Below are 20,393 nucleotides of genomic sequence, written 5' to 3'. Positions count from 1 at the left end.
ATCTTGGCGGGCGCTGGCCGTCTCCGGTGGGTAAGCCCAACTCGGCCGAGAGGATCGGTATGCGCACACCAGGTGACGCCGAGGCGGTCAGGGCCGCGCAGCGCGGCGAGCCGGGCGCGTTGGACGCGCTGGTGGCGGCCTACCTGCCGCTGGTCTACAACGTCGTCGGGCACGCCCTCGGCGGGCACCCCGACACCGACGACGTGGTCCAGGAGACCATGCTCCGCGCGGTGGACGGGTTGTCCGGGCTGGCGCGGCCCGAGTCGTTCCGCTCCTGGCTGCTGGTCATCGCGATGAACCAGGTCCGCGACCACCACCGGCGCAGCCGGCCGCTGCCCGTCGACCACGAGGTGCTCGACCGCGCCGACCCCGGCGCGGACTTCGCCGACCTCGCCATCACCCGCCTCCAGCTCACCGGCCAGCGCCGGGAGGTCCTCGCGGCCACCCGCTGGATCGGCGACGACGAGCGCGAGGTGCTGTCGCTGTGGTGGCTGGAGCAGGTCGGCCGGATCACGCGCGCCGAGCTGGTCAGGGCCCTCGACCTCACCCCGCAGCACGCCGCCGTCCGGGTCCAGCGGATGAAGGCGCAGCTCGACGCGGCCCGGGTGGTCGTGCGCGTGCTGGCCATGCCCCGGTGCGGCGAGCTGGCCGAGGTGGTCGCCGACTGGGACGGCCGCCCCGGCGCGCTGTGGCGCAAGCGGATCGTGCGGCACGCCCGGGAGTGCCGCCGGTGCGGGCGCGGGTTCGACGACCTGGCCGCCGTGGACGGGCTGGTGGCCCGCATCCCGCTGGTGCCGGTGCCCGCCGGGTTCGGCCTGCTCGACCCGGGACCGGTCGACCCCGACCTGGCCGACCTCGACCTGCCCAACCTTGACCTGCCCAACCTTGACCTGCCCAAACCGGTTGCCGCGCACCCGGTCAAGCCGTCGTTCTGGGCCCACGCCGCCGCCAAGCCGCTGGTCGCGGCGGCCACGGTGGCGGCGGTGGTGGGCGCGGTCGCGCTGCTGCCGACCGAGCAGGCGCCGCGACCGGTCCCGGTGGCCGCGCCGATCACCGCCACGACCACGACCCTCGTGCCCGCCACCGCGTCCAGCCCGACGACCACGACCACCACCACCACCACGGCGTCCACGTCCACGACCACGACGACCACCCCACCGGTCGTCGCCGCACCGCCCGACGCCCTCCCGGCCACGCGGTCGACCAAGAAGGGTGTCAGCACCTGGCACTTCGACGGCGTCGGCCGGGCGCTGTCCGACGTCGGCGCGGGCTGGTTCTACAACTGGGCCACCACGCCGGAGGGCGTCCAGGCGCCGGGCGTGGAGTACGTGCCGATGATCTGGGGCGCGAAGACCGCGACCCCGGCCAACCTGGAGGCGGTGCGGCGGCAGGGCGGCACCCTGCTCGGCTTCAACGAGCCCGACCTGGCCGAGCAGGCGAACATGTCCGTCGAGCAGGCCCTCGAACTGTGGCCGCGGCTCCAGGCGACGGGGATGCGCCTGGGCAGCCCGGCCGTGGCCTACGGCGGCGACCGGCCGGGCGGCTGGCTCGACCGGTTCCTGGCCGGGGCCCGCGAGCGCGGCCTCAAGGTCGACTTCATCGCGCTGCACTGGTACGGCTCGGACTTCGGCCCGGCCGCCGTCGGTCACCTCAAGAGCTACCTGGACGCCGTGCACGCCCGCTACGGCCTGCCGATCTGGCTCACCGAGTACTCGCTGATGGACTTCTCCGGCGGCGGCGTGCGCTACCCGGGCGCCCGGGAGCTGGCCGACTTCGCGGGCGCGTCGTCCCGGATGCTCGAAGGCCTGCCCTACCTGGAGCGCTACGCGTGGTTCGCGCTCCCGGCCGACAAACCCGGCACCGGCCTGTACGCGCCCGGCGGGACGCCCAACGCCGCCGGGTCCGCCTACCGCGCCACCGGGTGACGGAACTCCCGTCGCCGCCGGTCGTGCGGCGGTGACGGGAACCGGTCCGCCCGCCGACGACCGGTCGTGCGGTCACGGCGGGCGGGCCGGTCAGCCGAGGAAGCCGGGAAGTCCGAGGAAGCCGGGAAGTCCGAGGGGCCGGGAAGGCCGGAGGCCGACGAGGTCAGCCGAACAGCGGCTGCCAGCGGCCGTCGAACCCGCCGTTGGCGGCCAGGTGCCAGCCGGGCGGCAGCCACGTGCCGACCTCGCGACCCCGGGCGTCGTCGATGCCGCCGGAGTGCACGAAGTACTCGTGCTGCCGCCAGTACGCGCCGTGCGAGGCCGGGTCACCGCTCACCGCGCCGCGCGTGCGGCCGAGGCCGTCCACGCCGGTGCCCGCGAACCCGCCGAAGTCGTCGCTGCCCGACGGCGTGTCCTCGTCCAGCTCGGCGGAGTACGCGCCGAAGAACCACGCCTTGGACAGGTAGCCCTCGCGGCCGTCGGTGAGGTCGGGCGCGGCGTTGTCGCGCGACGCGTTGTGGAACCGCTGACGGCCGGCGCCGATGCCCAGCGAGGGCGTCTCGAACAGCACGTCCACGACGTCGGTGTCCAGCCAGTGCCGCCGCCAGTCGCCCTGCGACCAGTGCGACGGCACGATGTCGGCGAGGTCCTGGAGCTCGTAGGTCAGCCGCTTGACCTGAGTCCACCGCACCCTGGTGCCGTTGTCGACCCGGCTGGCCTGGGTCGCGGCGTTGGCGCCGGTCAGCGGCACCGCCCCGAGCGCGCTCACCGCGCCCGCCGACCCCTCGGGGACGAACGCGTAGTGCACGTTGCGCTCGTCGTCCGCCCCGGAGATGCCGACCTCCGCGTTCCCGGTGGCCAACCGGCCCGCGATGTCCGACCACGGGTCGGTGACGTAGCGCAGCTCGTGCCCGTGCGGCCCGATGTCCGGCAGGTCGAAGTCGCTCTCGTCGGCCTGCCACAGCAGCAGGTGGCGGCCGGTCGGGACGTCCAGGAACCGCACGTCCGGGTCGGTCGACCGGCGCATGACGTGGTCCTTGTGGTGGGTGACGGTGGCGTTGGCGAAGTGCTCGCCCGCGCCGCCGGGGGTGCCGGTCACGCCGCGCACCACGATCTCGACGCGCTCCCAGTCGTGGATCTCGTCGCCGTCCTTGTCGGCGGCGTTGTAGACGTGGTAGAGGAGCACGAGGGACTTGGAACCGCCCTCGGTGAACTCCAGCAGCGCGGTGTAGAGCGTGGGGCGGACCTGCCAGTCGGGGCGTGCGCCCGCCAGGTGCTGGTCCACGTCCAGCCAGTTGGCGCGGTTGGTGGCGTAGTCGCCGTCGCGGTCGAAGTCGAAGTTCGCCAACCAGTCGCGGCCCTGCTTGCCGTCGTCCTCGTCGCCGCGCTTGAGGACGACCGGCGCGTAGTGCGACAGGTAGGCCCGGCGCTGGGCGGTGGTGAGCGACCAGGCGGCCGAGGCCTGGTGCGGCGCTACGAGGAGCGTGGCCAGGACCGCCGTGGTCAGGGTGAGCGCGCGGAGTCTCATGCCCCGATGGTGCTGCGCCCGCCGAACCCCCGGCGCGGTCGGCCGCGCCGGGGGTTCGGGAACGCGCGCGGTGGGGCCCCGTCCGGCCGCCGCCAAGTGGTGGGACGGGGCCCCTGTCGCGCACCGGCCGGGGTCCGCCCGCCGGTGGTGTGCGCGCGGGGCGGGTCCCCGCCGCCGGTCACGCGGTCAGGCGACGGTCCACTTCTGGTTCGCCGCGCCCGTGCAGGTCCAGATCTGGAGCCGGGTGCCGTCCGCGCTGGTGTTGCCGGTGACGTCCACGCACTTGTTGGCCGCCGGGTTCACCAGGTCGCGGGCCGCCGTGGGGGTCCACTGCTGGTTCGGGGTGCCGCCGCACGACCACAGCTGGAGCTGCGCGCCGTCGCCGGTGCCGCGGTCCTTCACGTCCAGGCACTTGCCCAGCGCGCGGATCGTGCCGTCGCCGGGGCGGGTCCACTGCTGGGCCGCGGAGCCGTTGCAGGTGTGGAGCTGCACGGCCGTGCCGTCGGCGCTGCTGCCGCCCGCGACGTCGACGCACTTGCCGGCCAGGCCGGTGATCGCGCCGCCGACGGGCGGGTTGCCGCCGCCCGGGGCGCCCTGCCAGGTGAACGTCGCCGAGGTGCGGGCGGGCAGGGTGTAGGTGAACGCCTGGTTGCCCCAGTTCACCCGGATCGACTGGGACGACGTGCCGCCGTTGTGGGCGATCAGCGCCTTGGAGCCGTCGGGGTTGCGGTAGGCCACGTTCTGCACGGCGCCGTTCGCGGTCGAGTCGATGCGGTGCGCGCCGGGCTTGACGAACTTGGTCAAGTGCCCGGTCGTGTAGTACTCGACCGTGTAGTCGACCTGGCCGGCGCGCGAGCCGCCCTCCTGGACCGTGATCAGGCCGGTGCACGTGCCGCAGCCGCCGTTGTGCGGCCCCATGTTCTGGTTCAGCGCCAGGCTCCACTTGACCAGGCTGGAGCTCCAGTTGCGGGCGTAGTTGACGATGTCGGCCATGTCCTCGTTGTGCTGGTTCGAGATCCACGTGCCGCCGGAGTGCTCGGTGCTGAACTGCTTCACGTTCGGGTACTGGTCGTGCACCTGCGTGCCGACGGCGGGGTCACCGAAGTAGCCGTGCCAGGCGATGCCGCCGAACAGCGGGTCGTTGCGCACGCCGGCGTCGCCCAGCACGCCCGAGCCGAAGTTGGCGTAGTCGCCGTAGTTCCAGTCGTGCACCAACACCTTCGTGTTGATCCCCGCGGCGCGGAACGCCGGGTAGAGGTTGTTCTTGGTGAACTCGACCAGGCCCGCCGGGTTCCAGCTCATGCCGGGGTAGTTCATCGCGGTCGGGTTGCCCGCCTGGCAGCAGTTGGGCTCGTTCTGCACGGACACGTAGTCGACCGGGATGCCCGCCGCCTGGTAGCTCTGCACGTACTTGACGAAGTACTGGGCGTACAGGGCGGCGTACTCCCACTTGAGCCAGCCCATCTGGTCCATGCGGCCGTTGTCCTTCATCCAGCCCGGCGCGCTCCACGGCACGCCCTTGACCCGCAGCTGCGGGTTGAGCTGCTTGGCCTGCTGGGTCAACAACCGCACGTTCGTGTCATAGCCGTTGGCGCCCCAGTCGTTCAGGTCGCAGCACGTGTCGTCCAGGGACACGTTGCCCGGTCGGGACAGGTCGGACGCCCCGATCGGGTTGCGCACGAACGACAGGCCGATGCCGTCGACCGGGTGGAACAGCTTGCGCATCGCCGCGTCCCGGGTGGCCGCGGAGACCGCGCCGCCGCGCAGCAGGTGGGCGGTGGTGTCGGTGATCGACGCGCCGCCGCCCTCGAACTGCTGGTAGCGGGTGTTCTCGTTGACGGTGATGGTGTGGGTGGCGCTGCCGCCGCTGGTGCTGAACGCGACGGACGGCTGCTGCGCCAGGCCCCGCGTGACCACGCGGCCGCCGCTGTCGGAGGTGGTGGTCAGGTAGACGTTGACCGACTCGCCCGCGGCGACCGCGGCGGGGGAGGGGGTGGCGGCCACGGCGGCGGCCGCGGTCAGGGCGGCTATCGCGGCGGTGGTGAAAGCCCGATGGCGGGTAGAGGGCACCTCGGACTCCTTTCACGACGGTGTGGGCAGGGTCCCGGCGGCGTGTAACAAATGAAACTTTTCTGGAACGTGTCCGCACGTGAAAGGAAACAATGGGTCGATACCCGTGTCAAGGGCGCGCCCCCAGCCCGGTAAATACCGTGAAAAGCGAGTGGCTCAGGAGTGCCGCACGGGCCCCGTGGAGGCCCTGACCACCAGTTCCGTGGCCAGTTCGACGTGCAGCGCCTCCAATTCGTGCCGGTCCAGCAGGCGCACCAGCAGCGTCACGGCCATCCGGCCCATCTCCTGCAACGGCTGCCGCACGGTGGTCAGCTCCGGCACCGAGGCCCGGCTCAGGTCCAGGTCGTCGAAACCCGCGACCGACACGTCGCCGGGCACCGACAGGCCGCGTTCCCGGGCCGCCCGCAACGCGCCGACGGCCATCTTGTCGTTGAACGCCACCAGCGCGGTCGGCCGTTCGGCCAGGTCCAGCAGCTCGCCCGCGGCCTGGTGGCCGCGCTCGTCGGTCGGCTCGTCCACGTGCCGCAGCAGCTCCGGCGACGGCAGCACGCCCACGTCGGACAGCGCCGCCGCGTATCCGGCGAGCCTGCCGTCGCCGGCCTGCCAGTCGCGCGGTCCGCCGATGACGCCGATCCGCCGGTGTCCCAGCTCCACCAGGTGCGCCATCAGCCGCCGCGCGCCCGCGAAGTGCGCCGCGGACACCGAGGCCACGTCGCGCGGCAGCTCGGTGCGCGGGTCCACCACCACGAACGGGAACCGCCGGTCCCGCAGCCGCACCAGCTCGTCGGCCGGCTCCGGCGGCAGGATCAGCACCGCGCCGCCGACGTCGGACCGGCCCGCCAGGTCCGGCAGCACCCGCCTGCGCTGCGCCGACGTGCCCGCGTCCAGCACCACCTGGTGGCCGTGCAGGGCCAGCGTCTCGGCCACCGAGGACACGATCAGTCCGAAGTAGTCGGTCAGCAGGTACGGGCAGCGCACGTAGATCGAGCCGGTCGGCTTGGCGCCGCGCGGCCTCGGCGCCCGCGCGCCCAGCTGGTCCACCGCCTTGAGGACCAGCTCGCGGGTGTGCTGGGCGACGTTCGCCTGGCCGTTGAGGACCCGGGAGACGGTGGCGATCGACAGCCCCGTCGCCCGCGCCACGTCCCGCACCGTCGCCCTGCTCATGCGCACCCCCGTTTTCCACTCTTGTTTCACGATGTTACAGCCGTCGGGTTCGGACTCGGTGCTTCGGATCCAAGGACGCCGAACACGTGCGCGAGCGCCCGAATTTCGGCAGGCTGTGCCAATGACCACCTCCGAGGCACCCGCGCGGATCGCCGTCACCGGGCTCGCCGTCATGGGCAGCAACCTGGCGCGCAACCTCGCCCGGCACGGCTACCGCGTCGCCGTGCACAACCGCAGCAACGCCCGCACCAAAGCGCTGGTCGAGGAGCACGGCCACGAGGGCGACTTCGTCCCCGCCGAGACGCTGGAGGAGCTCGTCGCGAGCCTCCAGACCCCGCGCCAGATCATCATCATGGTCAAGGCGGGCGGGCCGACCGACGCCGTCATCGACGAGCTGGTCCCCCTGCTGGAGCCCGGCGACATGGTGATCGACGGCGGCAACGCCCACTACGCCGACACCCGCCGCCGCGAGGCGAACCTCAGGGACGCCGGGCTGCACTTCGTCGGCGCGGGCATCTCCGGCGGCGAGGAGGGCGCGCTCAACGGCCCGTCGATCATGCCCGGCGGCTCGGCGGAGTCCTACCGGCACCTCGGGCCCGTGCTGGAGGACATCGCGGCGAAGGTGGACGACGTGCCGTGCTGCGTCCACGTCGGACCGGACGGCGCCGGGCACTTCGTGAAGATGGTGCACAACGGCATCGAGTACGCCGACATGCAGCTCATCGCCGAGTCCTACGACCTGCTGCGCCGCGTCGGCGGCATGACGCCCACCGAGATCGCCGAGGTCTTCCGCGGCTGGAACAGCGGCGACCTGGAGTCCTACCTGGTGGAGATCACCGCCGAGGTGCTCGGGCACTTCGACCCCGAGACCGGCGTGCCGCTGGTCGACGTGATCGCCGACGAGGCCGAGCAGAAGGGCACCGGCCGCTGGACCGTGCAGGAGGCGCTGGAGCTGGGCGTGCCGGTGACCGGCATCGCCGAGGCCGTGTTCGCCCGCTCGCTGTCCGGCCGGGCGGGGCAGCGCGAGGCCGCGCGCGACGCGTTCGGCGCCACCGACGTGTTCGCCTCCGACCGGCTCGCGGGCGGGCTGGTCGAGGACGTGCGGCAGGCGCTCTACGCGTCCAAGGTCGTGGCGTACGCGCAGGGCTTCGACCAGATGCGCGCGGCGAGCGCCGAGTACGGCTGGGACCTGGACCTGGGCGCGATGGCGACCATCTGGCGCGGCGGCTGCATCATCCGCGCCCGGTTCCTCGACCGCATCCGCGAGGCCTACGACAAGAACCCCGAGCTGGCCTCCCTGCTGGTGGACGACTACTTCCGGGACGCGGTGAAGTCGGCCGAGGCGGCGTGGCGGCGGGTCGTCGTCGGCGCGGTCGAGGCGGGCGTGCCCGCGCCCGGCTTCGTGTCCGCGCTGGCCTACTACGACGCCCTGCGCTCCGAGCGGCTGCCCGCCTCGCTGGTGCAGGGCCTGCGGGACTTCTTCGGCGCGCACACCTACCGGCGCACCGACCGCGAGGGCAGCTTCCACACCCTCTGGTCGGGTGACAGGTCTCAGGTGGACGCCTGAGCCGACCCGTTCGACCATGGCCGGGTGCGTGATCGCTTCCGGCGCCACCCCGTCACGGCCGGCTACCTGCTGGCCGTGGCGGGGCTCGCCCTGCTCATGCGGTTCGTGTTCGCCGACGAGGCGTCGGCCCAGGTGCACGAGTCGTTCAGCACCAACGCCCGCAACCTCGCCGACCACCCGCTGAGCGCCCTGCTGTGCAGCGCGTTCGTGCTCGACCCGGACGACGGCCCGGCGTTCACCGCGTCGGCGCTCGCGGCCGTGGCGGTGTGCCTGGGCCGCTTCGAGCGCGAGACCGGGCCGTGGCGGGCGGCGGCGGTGGTCCTGGCGGGCCACGTCGGGGCGACCCTGACGACCGCGGCCGTCATCTCTTCGGGTGTTTATCCGACCGACCTGACCGACGTCCTCGACGTCGGGATCGGCTACGCGGCCTTCGCGGCGGCGGGCGCGGCGACCGCGCTCGTGCCGCTGGTCCTGCGCCCGCCCTGGCTCGCGCTGGTGGTGGCGTACCCGCTGATCACCGCCCCGTGGTCCGGCTCCTCGTGGCTCGGCGCGGTGCCCGACTTCGAGGCGGTCGGGCACGTCGCGGCGGCGCTCCTCGGCGCGGCGGGCGGCGCCCTCGCCCTGCGCCGGTCCTCTGCGGCCGTGGGCCGCTGACCCCTCCGAGCAGGCCCGTCACCAGCCGTGACAGCGACCCGTTGATCAACACGTCCGGGTGGATCCGCTGTCAGAACGGCCACGTCGTCGTCATGATGGTGTCGACGCTGACCTTCAGCGACGCGGCTGTGCCGACACGTCCACTGTGCCGACACGGAGGTGCCACCGTGGCGACCACCCACCACCGCGCCGGGGCCGAGCGCCGACTCGTCGCCCTCCGGCCGCGCCCCCCGCTGCCCTTAGCCGCGCGCTGAGACCGCCGACCCGGCCCGCGCCGGGACCCGCCGCCTCGGCGATCCAGGCGATCCCGGTGACCTCGGCGATCCAGGCGACCTCGGCGACCCGGGGGATCCCGGCCACCCCGGAAACCCCGGCCACCCCGGAAACCCCGGCCACTCCGGAGCCGCCGGTGATCCCGGGCCACCGCCGGCCACCCCGCCACCCCGCCGTCGCGCCCACCGCCGCCGCCGGCGCCGACGCCCCTGGCGTCGCACCCGACGTCGTCAGCGCCCACCGTTCCCGACCACCGCCCCGGGCCACCGCGCCGGGGCCGCTCACCCCACGGCGACCCGCGTCCTCCACCCGGACCCGCGTCCCACCGCGACCCGCGTCCCCACCGGTGTCCGCGTCCCCACCGCGCCCCGCGCACCACCGCGCGGGGCGATCCCTCGCTGCTCGGAAGGACCGTGCGATGAACCGTCCACGCCCCACCAAGTCCCACGCCGGCGAGCACACCACGGCGGGCCCACCGGGGGGCCTCGTCGGCGTGCTCCGCCACGACCTGCCCGCCTCGGTGGTGGTGTTCCTGGTGGCCGTGCCGCTGTCGATGGGCATCGCCGCCGCCACCGGCGCGCCGCTGGTGACCGGCTTGGTCTCCGCGGTCGTCGGCGGTCTGGTCGCGGGCGCGCTCAGCGGCGCGCCGCTGGCGGTCAGCGGGCCGTCGACGGGCATGGTGGTGATCACCGCCGGCATCGTCGCGGAGCACGGCTGGGCCGCCACGGCCGCCATCACGCTCGCCGCCGGTGTCGTGCAGGTGGTGTTCGGCCTGGTCAAGCTGGGGCGGGTGGCGCTGTCGCTGTCACCGGCCGTGGTGCACGGGATGCTCGCCGGCCTCGGCTTGAGCATCGCCGTCGGCCAGCTCGCCGTCGTCCTCGGCGGCACGGCCGCCACGACCGTGCCCGACAACCTGGCGCGGGTGCTGACGACCGAGGTGAGCTGGACCGCCGTGCTGGTCGGGGCGCTCACCGTCGCGGTGATGCTGCTGTGGCCGCGCCTGCCGCGGGCCGCGCTCGTGCCCGCGCCGCTGGTGGCCGTGCTCGCCGCGACGGTGGCGACCGGCGGGCTCGACGTGGCGCGCGTCGACCTGCCCGACGACCCGCTGGCCGGGCTGGTGCTGCCGCGGCTGCCCGACGGCGGCATCGGCGGCGTGGTGTTCGCGGTGCTCACCGTGGCCGTGGTGGTCAGCGTGGAATCCCTGCTGTCGGCCGTCGCGATCGACAAGCTGCACGACGGGCCGCGCGCCGACCTCGACCGCGAGCTGGTCGCCCAGGGCACGGCCAACGCGGTGGCGGGCGCGCTGGGCGGGCTGCCGGTGTCCGCGGCGATCGCGCGCAGCTCCGCCAACGTGGCGGCGGGCGGGCGCACCAGGGCGTCCGCAGTGCTGCACGGCCTGTGGATCGCGGTGTTCGTGCTGGCGCTCGGTGCCTTGCTGGAGCTGATCCCGCTGGCCGCGCTGGCGGGCGTGCTGCTGGTGATCGCCCTGCGGCTGGTGGACGTGCGGCGGATGCGGGCGCTGTGGCGGCACGGCGAGTTCAGCGCGTACGCGGTGACGGTGCTGGGCGTGGTGGCCCTCGGGCTGGTGGAGGGCGTGCTGATGGGGGTCGCGGTGGCGGCGCTGCGGTCGCTGCACCGGCTGACCCGCACGTCGGTGCGCGTGGAGGCCGAGCCGGACGGCTACCGGGTGGTGGTCCGGGGCTCGCTGGTGTTCCTCGGCGCGGGCCGGCTGGTGCGCGGGCTGCGGTCCGTGCCGCTGGGGCAGCGGGTGGTGCTGGAGCTGCACCTCGACTTCCTCGACCACGGCGCGTACGAGGCGATCGACGAGTGGCGCACCGGCTACGAGCGGCTGGGCGGGCAGGTCGAGGTGGACGAGGTCCACGACACGTGGTTCAGCAAGGCCACGCGCGGCATCCCGGCGTTGCGCAAGACGCCGCTGTCGCCGCTGCCGAGGTGGTTCGCGCCGTGGTCGCACTGGCAGCGGCAGCGCGCGGTGACCGTGCCGCGGCAGCGCGAGGACGCCGACCCGATGATCCGCGGGATGCACGAGTTCGAGCGCACCACGGCGCCGCTGGTGCGGCCGTTCCTGGCGGAGCTGGCCGCGCAGGGGCAGCGCCCGCGGCAGCTGTTCATCACGTGCGCGGACTCCCGGGTGGTGCCGAACCTGATCACCACCAGCGGGCCGGGCGACCTGTTCTGCGTGCGCAACATCGGCAACCTGGTGCCGCCGGGCGGCGACCACTCGGTGGGCGCGGCGATCGAGTACGCGGTGGAGGTGCTGGCGGTCGAGACCGTCGCGGTGTGCGGCCACTCGGACTGCGGGGCGATGAAGGCCCTGGTCAACGGTTCGGCCCGGCCGGGCTCGCAGCTGCACGAGTGGCTGCGCGCCGCCGAGCCGAGCCTGATCCGCTTCCACGCGGCCGAGTCGGACCTGCCCGTCCTCGAACACCTGGCCGTCGCCAACATCGCCCAGCAGCTGGACAACCTGATGACCTACCCGAGCGTGCGCGAGGCCGTCGCCGCGGGCGCGCTGCGCCTGGTGGGCATGTACTTCGACATCTCCGAGGCCCGCGTCTACCTGGTGGACCCGACCCGAGCCGCCCTGCGCCCAGTCCACACCTGACCGCGTGTCCTCCACTCAGGCATCGCGTGTCCTCCACTGCGGCACCGCGTGTCCTCCGTTCCGGCACCGCGTGTCTTCCACTCGGGCCGGGCGGGTAGCGCACCGGGGAACGGGAACGTGCGGTTCGTGGTGTCTGAGTGGAGGACACGCGATGTCCAGGTGGAGGACACGCGCGGGGGTCAGCTGGCTCGGCGGAGGTGTTCGCGGTTGCCGGAGGGGCCGTCGTCGAAGACGGTGAGGCAGAGCTGGGTGGTGAGGTAGGCGCGGCACGGGGACGGGAGGCGGCGGCGCCACCAGCGGGTTCGGCAGGTGGGGCAGCGGCCGTGGTCGTCGGGGGTGTGCTCGTCGAGGAGGGCCTTGACCGCGGCCACCACGCGCGGCAGCTCGCTGCGCGCCAGGTCCGCCGCGGTCTCGTCGTCGCCGGTCGACGCCAGGTGGACCAGCGTGGCCAGGTGCTCGCGCAGGCACTTGTCGAGGTGGCTGAAGACCGTGCCGGACACCTTCGGCGCTCCTTCCGGTGGTCTGGGTGCCCAGAAGCCTGCGTGCGGTCACCAGCCACCTGCAAGTTGCGCTACACGAATGGATGACGACTCTTTGCTCCATCTGCGAACCGCCCCACACTGGAACTGATCAAAGTCCCGATCGGCCGCCGTCGCACGAGGAGGTGCGGATGTCCCGGGGGAGTAGCCCGACGCTGCGCAAACGCCGGTTGGTCAGCGAGCTGCGCAGGCTGCGCGAGGCGGCCGAGCTGACCATCGAGGAGGTGGGCGAGCGCCTGGAGTGCTCCGCGTCCAAGATCAGCCGCATCGAGACCGGCCGGGTCGGCGTCACCCCGCGCGACGTCCGCGACATGCTCGCCGCCTACGGCGCGGACCCCGATACCCGCGACGAGCTGGTGCAACTGGCCCGCGAGGCCCGCCGCCGGGCGTGGTGGGACGAGTTCGGCGACATCGCGCCCGGCCGCTACGTCGGGTTCGAGGCCGACGCCGAGTCCGTGCGCACCTACCAGGGCCTGGTGATCCCTGGCCTGCTCCAGAGCGAGGCCTACACCAGGGCGCTGATCCGGCACGTCCTGCCGGGCGCCGCGCCCGCCGAGGTCGACCGCCGCGTCGAGCTCCGCAAGGCCCGCCAGGCCCTGCTCACCGAGGACGACCCGCTGCGCCTGGACGTCGTGGTGGACGAGTCGGCGCTGCGCCGGGTGGTCGGCGGCCGCGAGGTGATGGCGGAACAGGTGCGGCGGGTGAACCGGATCGGCGACCTGCCGAACGTCACCCTCAGAGTCGCTCCTTTTGCCGCCGGCGGTCACGCCGCGATGGACGGCCCCTTCGTGATCCTCACATTTCCGGGGAAACTCGACCCGGACGTGGTATACATCGAAAGCTCACGGAGTGACGTCTATTTAGAACAGGTCACCGACGTCGCCAGGTATTCCAACATGTTTGCGCGGCTCTGCGCCGAATCGCTCGACCCGGTGGCTTCGGCCGCCTTGATCGAGCAGGTGGCGTGCGAGCTCACCTGAACCAGGAGTGAACTGCCATGCAACGAGAGTGGCGGAAGAGCAGTCGGTCGTCCGCCGCCGGGCCGGAGTGCGTGGAAATCGCGCTCGACGCGGCGGGTGCGGGCGTGCGCGATTCGAAGAACAGGGCCGGTGGCGGTCTCGGCTTCGGTTTCGCGCAGTGGTCGCGATTCGTTCTGACCGCGAAGAACGGCGTATTCGACCTGCGCTGAACCGCGCGGTCGGGCGGTGCGGTCAGGGGCGTGCCCGAGGGCGCGCCCCTGACTTCTGTCCAAAACCCGTACGACTGAGGTCTGGTGCGCGGTCCGACCGTGGTCCGATGCGCCCCTCCCGCCTGATCGGGTGAACTCTCCCCCGGAACGAGTGAAGCGGGTGCGGTCCCGACCGGTTGATCCGCCGGAACGTGACGGCCCTGACCTGCGCGACGACCGCCACCGCCGTCGAGCGGCACGGACCGCAGCGGACTCCCGGGGGGACGAGGACCATGGCCTTGCTGACCGATGCCCTGGAGGGGTTGGCCGGCCTGCCCCAACCCGCCGTGCTGGCGGTGACGGGCGCGTTGACGTTGGCCGAGTGCACGCTCGGCGTGGGCTTCATCGCGCCGGGCGAGGGCGCGCTGCTGCTGGCCTCCACCACGGCGACCACCGTGCCGAGGTTCCTGGTCATGTGGCTGGTGGTGTCGGTGTGCGCCGTGGCCGGCGACAACATCGGCTACTTCCTCGGCCGCCGCTACGGCGACCGGCTGCGCGACAGCCGGCTGGTGCGCAAGCTCGGGCAGGAGCACTGGGACCGGGCGGGCGAGCTGCTGCGCCGCCGCGGCGCGTGGGCGGTGTTCGTGGCGAGGTTCATGCCGGTGGTGCGGACCCTGGTGCCGGCCAGCGCGGGCGCCTGCGAGCTGGAGTACCGCCGGTTCCTGCCCGCCTCGATCGCGGGCGCGGTGAGCTGGTCGGCGCTGCACATCGCCATCGGCTCGGCCGCCGGGGCCTCGGCGAAGTACGTCGAGTCGGTGTTCAGCGGTGTGATGTGGGTCCTGCTCGGCCTCGCGGTGGTGGTCGGCGGGGTGGTGGCGCTGCGCAAGCGCCGCAAGGCCGCGCCGCGGCAGGGGCAGGGGCAGGCTCGGGAGCTGGAGGAGGTCGCCTGAGCGATCGCCCTGCCGGGGCCCTGCCGGGGCCAAGGGGCCGGGGCCAGGGGGCAGGGGCCGCGGAGCCCGGACCGCAGGATCGGGGTGTCGAGGCCAGATGCGTCGAGGCGAGGGGTGCCGGCGCGAGGGGTGCCGGCGCGGGAGGTACTGGCACGGGAGGTGCCGGCGCGACGCGAAGGGGCCGTGGTCGGGGGTTCGGTCCCGACCACGGCCCCGTTCACTGGGGGAGGGCAAGGGAGACGGGCCACCCCCTACCGGGTGGCCCGCTCCGGTGGTTCAAGGGACGAGGGCGGGCCGGCGTTCCGCCGCCGCGGGCTGGATGCCCCTTGCACGCCGGCACGCCCTCGTCGTTCTTGGAGACCGGCGGGTGTTCCGCCGTCTGGTCCAACCTCCCCCACCGGGGTTCGCCCTGTGTGGTTGGTCGGACACGCTTAGCGTAAGAATGCGGCTACAGGACGACTGGAGCCGGACTGAAGTGATCTCCTAGGCTTCGTCGTGGGCGAGGCACTTCGGCGGGGGATCGGTCGGTGGACAAGGGCGGCGGGGAGCACTTGCGGTTCGAGGTGCTCGGCCTGCTCAGGGCGGTGCGCGGCGGCGGGGAGGTCGACCTCGGCGCCGCCAAGCAGCGCGCCGTGCTGACGGTGCTGCTGCTGGCCCGCAACACCCCGGTGAGCCGGGACCAGATCATCGAGGCGGTGTGGGGCGACCACCCGCCCAGCAGCGCGGTCAACCTCGTGCAGACCTACGTGGCCGGCCTGCGCCGCGCCCTGGAGCCCAGTCGCGCCCGCCGGGCGCCGGCCGAGCTGCTGACCTCGGTCGGCGACGGCTACCTGCTGCGGGTCGAGCCGACCGCGGTGGACCTGGACGACTTCGAGCGCGGCGTCGTGGCCGCGAACCGGCTGCGGGCCTCCGGCGACCTGGTCGCGGCCGCCACCGCGCTGGAGGAGGCGCTGGCCCTGTGGCGCGGCGAGCCGCTGGGCGGGGTCGCGGGGCTGTTCGCCGAGGTCGAGCGCGGCCGGTTGGTCGAGCGGCGGCTCGCCGTGCTGGAGGAGCGGGCCGAGCTGATGCTGCTCATCGGGCGCGGCGCGGAGCAGATCCCGTCGCTGACCTCGCTGGTCGCCGAGCACCCGCTGCGGGAACGCGGCCACGGCCTGCTGATGCGCGCGCTGTGCCAGGCCGGGCGGCAGGCCGAGGCGCTGGCCGCCTACCGCGAGGCCCGCCGGGTGCTGGTGGAGGAGCTGGGCGTGGAACCCGGCCCGGAGCTGCGCAAGCTGCACCAGGCCGTGCTGTCGGGCGACAACCCGGAGCCGCCGACCAGGCCGATGCCGTCGCCCGCCGCGGAACCGGCGCAGGCGGTCCCGATCACGCCCGCGCAGCTGCCCCGCGCGTCGGTGTCCCTGATCGGGCGCGACGCGGAGCTGGCGCGGCTCGACGGCCTGCTGGCGGAGCACCCGGGCGGCGGGCTGGTGCTGGTGGTCACCGGCCCCGCGGGCGTCGGCAAGACGGCGCTGGCCCTGCACTGGGCGAACCGGGTGCGCGAGGACTTCCCGGACGGCCAGCTCTACGTGGACCTGCACGGCTACGACCCGAACCGGGAGCCGCTGGGGGCGGGCGAGGTGCTGAACCGGTTCCTGCGCGCGCTGGGCGTGCCGTCGCCGGACATCCCGGTGGCGGTGGAGGAGCGGTCGGCGCTGTTCCGCACGCTCATCGCGGACCGGCGCATGGTCGTGGTGCTGGACAACGCCCGCGGCTCGACCGAGCTGCTGCCGCTGCTGCCCGGACCGCCGTCGTGCGTGGTGGTCACGTCGCGCCGGCGGCTGGTCGGCCTGGTCGCGCACGCGGAGGCCCGGCTGGTCGAGCTGGACATGCTGGACGTGGACGCGTCGGTGGCCGTGGTGGGCCGGGTGGCCGGGCGGGACGGCGAGGAGACCGCCGCGCTGCGCCGGCTGGCGGTGCTGTGCGACGGGTTGCCGCTGGCGCTGCGGATCGCCGCGGCCCGGCTGGCGGTGTCGCCCGCGCTGAAGGTGTCGGAGCTGGTCGCGGAGCTGGACGACGAGCACGGCAGGCTCGCCGCGCTGGGCCTGGAGGACGAGGACTCGACGGTGCGGGCGGCGCTGGACGCCTCGCGGCGGGCCCTGTCGCCGCTGCCCGCGCGCCTGCTGGCGCTGCTGGGCCTGCACCCCGGGCCGGACGTGACGGCGTTCGTGGTCGCCGCGATGGCGCGCGTGCGGGTCTCGGAGGCCCTGCGCGCCCTGGACGCGCTGACCACCGCGAACCTGCTGTCGGTGAACGAGACGGGCCGCTTCGTCGCGCACGACCTGGTGCGCGTCTACACCAGGACGCTGGCCGCCGAGCTGGCTGCGGAGGAGCGGCGCTCGGCCACCGGCCTGATGCTCGACTACTACCTGCACTGCGCGGACCTGGCGGACGGGCGGCTGCCGGTGGCGCGGGGCAACAGCGTGCGGTTGGCGCCCGAGCACCCGCCCGCCGAGGTGCCGAAGCTGACCGGCTCGACCGAGGCGTTCGCGTGGCTGGACTCCGAGCAGGCCAACGTCATCGCCGCCGCCGAGCTGGCCGCGGAGGGCGGGGAGCGGGCGTGGCTGGTGCACGCGTGGCAGCTGCCGTACACGCTGTCGCGGTTCTTCTGGCTGCGGGCCGACCGGTCGACGTGGCTGCGCACCACCGAGACCGCGCTGGGGGCGGCCACGGAGCTGGGCGACCCCGAGGCGAAGTTCGTGATGCTGTTCAACTCCGGGATCGCGCTGGCGCAGTTCGGGCGGGTGGACGAGTCGCTGGCCCGGCACCGGGAGGCGCTGGAGGTGGCGCGGGCGTCGGGTGACGTGAACGCGCAGGCGCGGGCGCTGACCACGGTCGCGGACATGCTCCAGGGCCTGGGCCGGGTGGACGAGTCGGAGGCGTCCTACCGGGAGGCGCTGGAGGTCAGCCGGTTGGCCGGGTCGCGGTGGGCCGAGGCGAACGCGCACCACAACCTCGGGCTGCTGCACCTGGCGTCGCACCGGTACGACGAAGCGCGGGCGTGGCTGGGCACGGCCGTGGGCATGTACCGCGAGGTCGGCGAGCAGTGCGGCGAGTCGACGTGCCACACCGACCTGGCGATGGTGCTGCTGGAGTCGGGGCACGACGCGGAGGCGCTGGCGTCGGCGCGCACCGCGCTGTCGGTGGCCTCGGCGGCGGCCAGCCCGTACCACCAGGCGGTGGCGCACGACCGGCTGGCGGTGGTGCTCGACCGGCAGGGGCGGCCGGGCGCGGTGGCGCACTGGCAGCGCGCGGTGGCGCTGTTCACCGAGCTGGACGCGACGGAGGCGGACCAGGTGCGGGCGCGGTTGGCGCGGTCGCGGGCGGCCACCGCGGTCTGAGCCGCGTGATCGGTTGAGTGGTCTGGACCTATTGACAGGAAGGTCTAGACCTATTTACGTTCACGACGCTGCGTCGAGGTCGCCGCCTGGTGCAGGAGGTGCCCGTCGTGTCCCGAAGAAAGTTGTTGCCGCTGTTGGCTTCCCTCGCCGCGGTGGCCGGATTGGCCGTCGCGGTCCTGTCCCCGAACACGGCCGCCGCCGCGGGTGAGGAGTGCCGCCCCGACGGCCTCTACCAGACCCCCGGCGTCGCCGTCCCGTACTGCTCGGTCTACGACGCCGAGGGTCGGGAGCTGATGGGCCCGGACCACTCCCGCCGCGTCATCGGCTACTTCTCCAGCTGGCGCACCGGGCGCAACGGCACGCCCGCGTACCTGGCGTCCGACATCCCGTGGACCAAGGTCACCCACCTCAACTACGCGTTCGCGCACGTCAACGCGCAGAACCAGGTGTCGGTCGGCCCCGACGGCCCGGACAACCCCGCCACCGGCATGACGTGGCCGGGCGTCGAACTCGACCCCGCCCTGCCCTACAAGGGCCACTTCAACCTGCTCAACAAGCACAAGAAGCAGCACCCGAACGTGAAGACGCTGATCTCCGTGGGCGGCTGGGCCGAGACGGGCGGCTTCCTCAACCCCGACGGCACGCGCAACGCCAGCGGCGGCTTCTACAAGCTCGGTGCTCAGCCCCAGGCCACCGTCGACGCGTTCGCCGACTCGGCCGTGGCGTTCATCCGGAAGTACGGCTTCAACGGCGTCGACATCGACTACGAGTACGCCACCTCGAACAACCACGCGGGCAACCCGGACGACTTCTGGATCTCCAACGCCAACCGCGGCACGCTGTGGGCGGGCTACGAGAAGATCATGAAGTCGTTGCGCGAGAAGCTGGACCGCGCGTCGGCCCAGGACGGCAGGCACTACCTGCTCACCGCGGCCGTGCCCGCCTCGGGCTGGCTGCTGCGCGGGCAGGAGGCCTACCAGGTCACCCGATACCTGGACTACCTCAACATCATGTCCTACGACCTGCACGGCTCGTGGAACCACTTCGTCGGCCCCAACGCCGCCCTGTACGACGACGGCAAGGACGGCGAGCTGGCCGCGGGCGGCGTCTACACCGCGCCGCAGTACGAGGGCATGGGCTACCTGAACACCGACTGGTCCTACCACTACTACCGCGGCGCCATGCAGGCAGGCCGGATCAACATCGGCGTCCCGTTCTACACCCGCGGCTGGCAGGGCGTCACCGGCGGCGCCAACGGCCTGTGGGGCCGCGCCGCGCTGCCCGACCAGACGAAGTGCCCGCCCGGCACTGGTTCCGCGGTCGGCTCGACCACGCCTTGCGGCAACGGCGCGGTCGGCATCGACAACCTGTGGCACGACAGCACCGCGGGCGGCGCGGAGGTGCCCAGCGGCGTGAACCCCATGTGGCACGCCAAGAACCTGGAGAACGGCATCACGCCGGACTACCTCGCGCAGCACGGCCTCGACCCGGCCAACGACCCGACCGACCGCCTCACCGGCGCCTACCGCAGGTCCTACGACAGCACGCTCACCGCGCCGTGGCTGTGGAACGCCGACAAGAAGGTCTTCCTGTCCACCGAGGACGAGCAGTCCATCGCGGCCAAGGCGAAGTACGTGGCGGACAAGGGCATCGGCGGCATCATGATCTGGGAGCTGGCCGGCGACTACCGCTTCGACGCGGCCAAGGGCCAGTACACCGTCGGCGACACGCTGCTCACCAAGATCGACGAAGGGCTGCGCGGCGCCGCGCCGTACGGCAACCGCAAGGCCGCGGGCGTCGCGCCGGCCGACGTGCTGAACGTGTCCGCCACCGTCTCCGGGTTCGCGCTCGGCGACAACAACTACCCGATCACGCCCAAGCTCAGGATCACCAACAACTCGACCACGACCGTGCCCGGCGGCACGAAGGTCGAGTTCGACCACGGCACCAGCGCGCCGGGCAGCATGGCCGACCAGTCCGGGTTCGGGCTGCGGGTCACCGCCAAGGGCCACTCCGGCCCCAACGTCGGCGGGCTGAAGGGCGACTTCCAGCACGTCGAGCTGACCCTGCCCGCGTGGCAGCCGCTGGCGCCGGGCGCGTCGGTCGAGGTCGCGCTGAGCTACCAGCTGCCGATCGCCTCGCCGTCGAACTTCAAGCTCACCTTCGGCGGCAAGTCCTACGCCATCGCCTCCGACCACCCGCGCGCCGGCACGGGCGGTCCCGACCCCACCTCTACGACGACCACCACCACGACCACCACGACCAGCCAGCAGCCGAGCTGCACCGCGCCCGCGTGGGACCGCGCCAAGGTCTACAACGGCGGCAACGAGGTCTCGCACGGCGGCAAGCGCTGGCAGGCCAAGTGGTGGACGCAGGGCGACGAGCCGGGCGCCACGGGCGAGTGGGGGGTGTGGCGCGACCTGGGCGCCTGCTGATCCCCAGCGCCCCCGATCACCCCTTACCCGCCGCCTGCCCATCCCTTACGGCGGCGGGTAAGGGAACCACCCCCTCGGACCACGTGAACGACCGGACCGTGCCCGCGGGAAGAGGGCCGA

At 73.5% G+C, this 20,393-nt stretch carries 13 protein-coding genes; 9 read left to right on the top strand and 4 right to left on the bottom strand.

The window, feature by feature from the left end; translation table 11 throughout:
* Positions 1-59: 59 nt before the first annotated feature.
* Positions 60-1,925 (top strand): sigma-70 family RNA polymerase sigma factor, encoded by a 1,866-nt coding sequence (locus tag ABD223_RS06160; RefSeq protein ID WP_344034914.1) that lies wholly within the window; start codon positions 60-62, stop codon positions 1,923-1,925.
* Between the two features lie 163 nt (positions 1,926-2,088).
* Here the strand turns inward: ABD223_RS06160 and ABD223_RS06155 are convergent, their stop codons facing one another.
* From ABD223_RS06155 to ABD223_RS06145, 3 genes are all read right to left on the bottom strand, one after another.
* The gene (locus ABD223_RS06155; RefSeq protein WP_344034913.1) at positions 2,089-3,453 is read right to left on the bottom strand and encodes a hypothetical protein; all 1,365 of its coding nucleotides are present in this window, start codon (positions 3,451-3,453) and stop codon (positions 2,089-2,091) included.
* Between the two features lie 186 nt (positions 3,454-3,639).
* Positions 3,640-5,523, bottom strand: coding sequence for a ricin-type beta-trefoil lectin domain protein (locus ABD223_RS06150; RefSeq protein WP_344034912.1), 1,884 nt, complete (start codon positions 5,521-5,523; stop codon positions 3,640-3,642).
* Between the two features lie 156 nt (positions 5,524-5,679).
* Positions 5,680-6,687, bottom strand: coding sequence for a LacI family DNA-binding transcriptional regulator (locus tag ABD223_RS06145; RefSeq protein WP_344034911.1), 1,008 nt, complete (start codon positions 6,685-6,687; stop codon positions 5,680-5,682).
* A 121-nt stretch (positions 6,688-6,808) separates the two neighbouring features.
* Between ABD223_RS06145 and gndA the strand changes: the two genes are divergently transcribed.
* The 3 genes from gndA (at position 6,809) to ABD223_RS06130 (ending at position 11,804) form a co-directional block, all read left to right on the top strand.
* Positions 6,809-8,254 carry an NADP-dependent phosphogluconate dehydrogenase gene (gene gndA, locus ABD223_RS06140; RefSeq protein WP_344034910.1) on the top strand — a complete coding sequence of 482 codons (1,446 nt, stop codon included), beginning with the start codon at positions 6,809-6,811 and terminating at the stop codon, positions 8,252-8,254.
* Positions 8,255-8,278: 24 nt separating this feature from the next.
* The gene (locus ABD223_RS06135) at positions 8,279-8,908 is read left to right on the top strand and encodes a rhomboid-like protein (protein WP_344034909.1); all 630 of its coding nucleotides are present in this window, start codon (positions 8,279-8,281) and stop codon (positions 8,906-8,908) included.
* Positions 8,909-9,599: 691 nt separating this feature from the next.
* Positions 9,600-11,804: a SulP family inorganic anion transporter gene (locus tag ABD223_RS06130; RefSeq protein ID WP_344034908.1), complete on the top strand. Its 2,205-nt coding sequence runs from the start codon at positions 9,600-9,602 to the stop codon at positions 11,802-11,804.
* A gap of 179 nt (positions 11,805-11,983) precedes the next feature.
* Here ABD223_RS06130 and ABD223_RS06125 read toward each other — a convergent pair whose 3' ends face one another.
* The gene (locus tag ABD223_RS06125; protein WP_344034907.1) at positions 11,984-12,304 is read right to left on the bottom strand and encodes a hypothetical protein; all 321 of its coding nucleotides are present in this window, start codon (positions 12,302-12,304) and stop codon (positions 11,984-11,986) included.
* A 170-nt stretch (positions 12,305-12,474) separates the two neighbouring features.
* On the opposite strand from ABD223_RS06125, the gene ABD223_RS06120 reads away from it, so the two are divergent.
* From ABD223_RS06120 to ABD223_RS06100, 5 genes are all read left to right on the top strand, one after another.
* On the top strand, positions 12,475-13,323 hold the full coding sequence (locus ABD223_RS06120; RefSeq protein WP_344034906.1) for a helix-turn-helix domain-containing protein: 849 nt from the start codon (positions 12,475-12,477) through the stop codon (positions 13,321-13,323).
* A 17-nt stretch (positions 13,324-13,340) separates the two neighbouring features.
* Positions 13,341-13,532, top strand: coding sequence for a DUF397 domain-containing protein (locus tag ABD223_RS06115; protein WP_344034905.1), 192 nt, complete (start codon positions 13,341-13,343; stop codon positions 13,530-13,532).
* Positions 13,533-13,804: 272 nt separating this feature from the next.
* On the top strand, positions 13,805-14,461 hold the full coding sequence (locus ABD223_RS06110) for a DedA family protein (RefSeq protein WP_344034904.1): 657 nt from the start codon (positions 13,805-13,807) through the stop codon (positions 14,459-14,461).
* A 527-nt stretch (positions 14,462-14,988) separates the two neighbouring features.
* Positions 14,989-17,838, top strand: coding sequence for an AfsR/SARP family transcriptional regulator (locus ABD223_RS06105; RefSeq protein ID WP_344034903.1), 2,850 nt, complete (start codon positions 14,989-14,991; stop codon positions 17,836-17,838).
* Between the two features lie 107 nt (positions 17,839-17,945).
* Positions 17,946-20,273: a chitinase C-terminal domain-containing protein gene (locus ABD223_RS06100; RefSeq protein ID WP_344034902.1), complete on the top strand. Its 2,328-nt coding sequence runs from the start codon at positions 17,946-17,948 to the stop codon at positions 20,271-20,273.
* Positions 20,274-20,393 lie beyond the last annotated feature (120 nt).

The organism is Saccharothrix xinjiangensis (assembly GCF_039527585.1).
Lineage (GTDB): Bacteria > Actinomycetota > Actinomycetes > Mycobacteriales > Pseudonocardiaceae > Actinosynnema > Actinosynnema xinjiangensis.
Note: the sequence above shows the minus strand (reverse complement) of the source record. Positions and strands in the feature narration are given on the sequence as shown.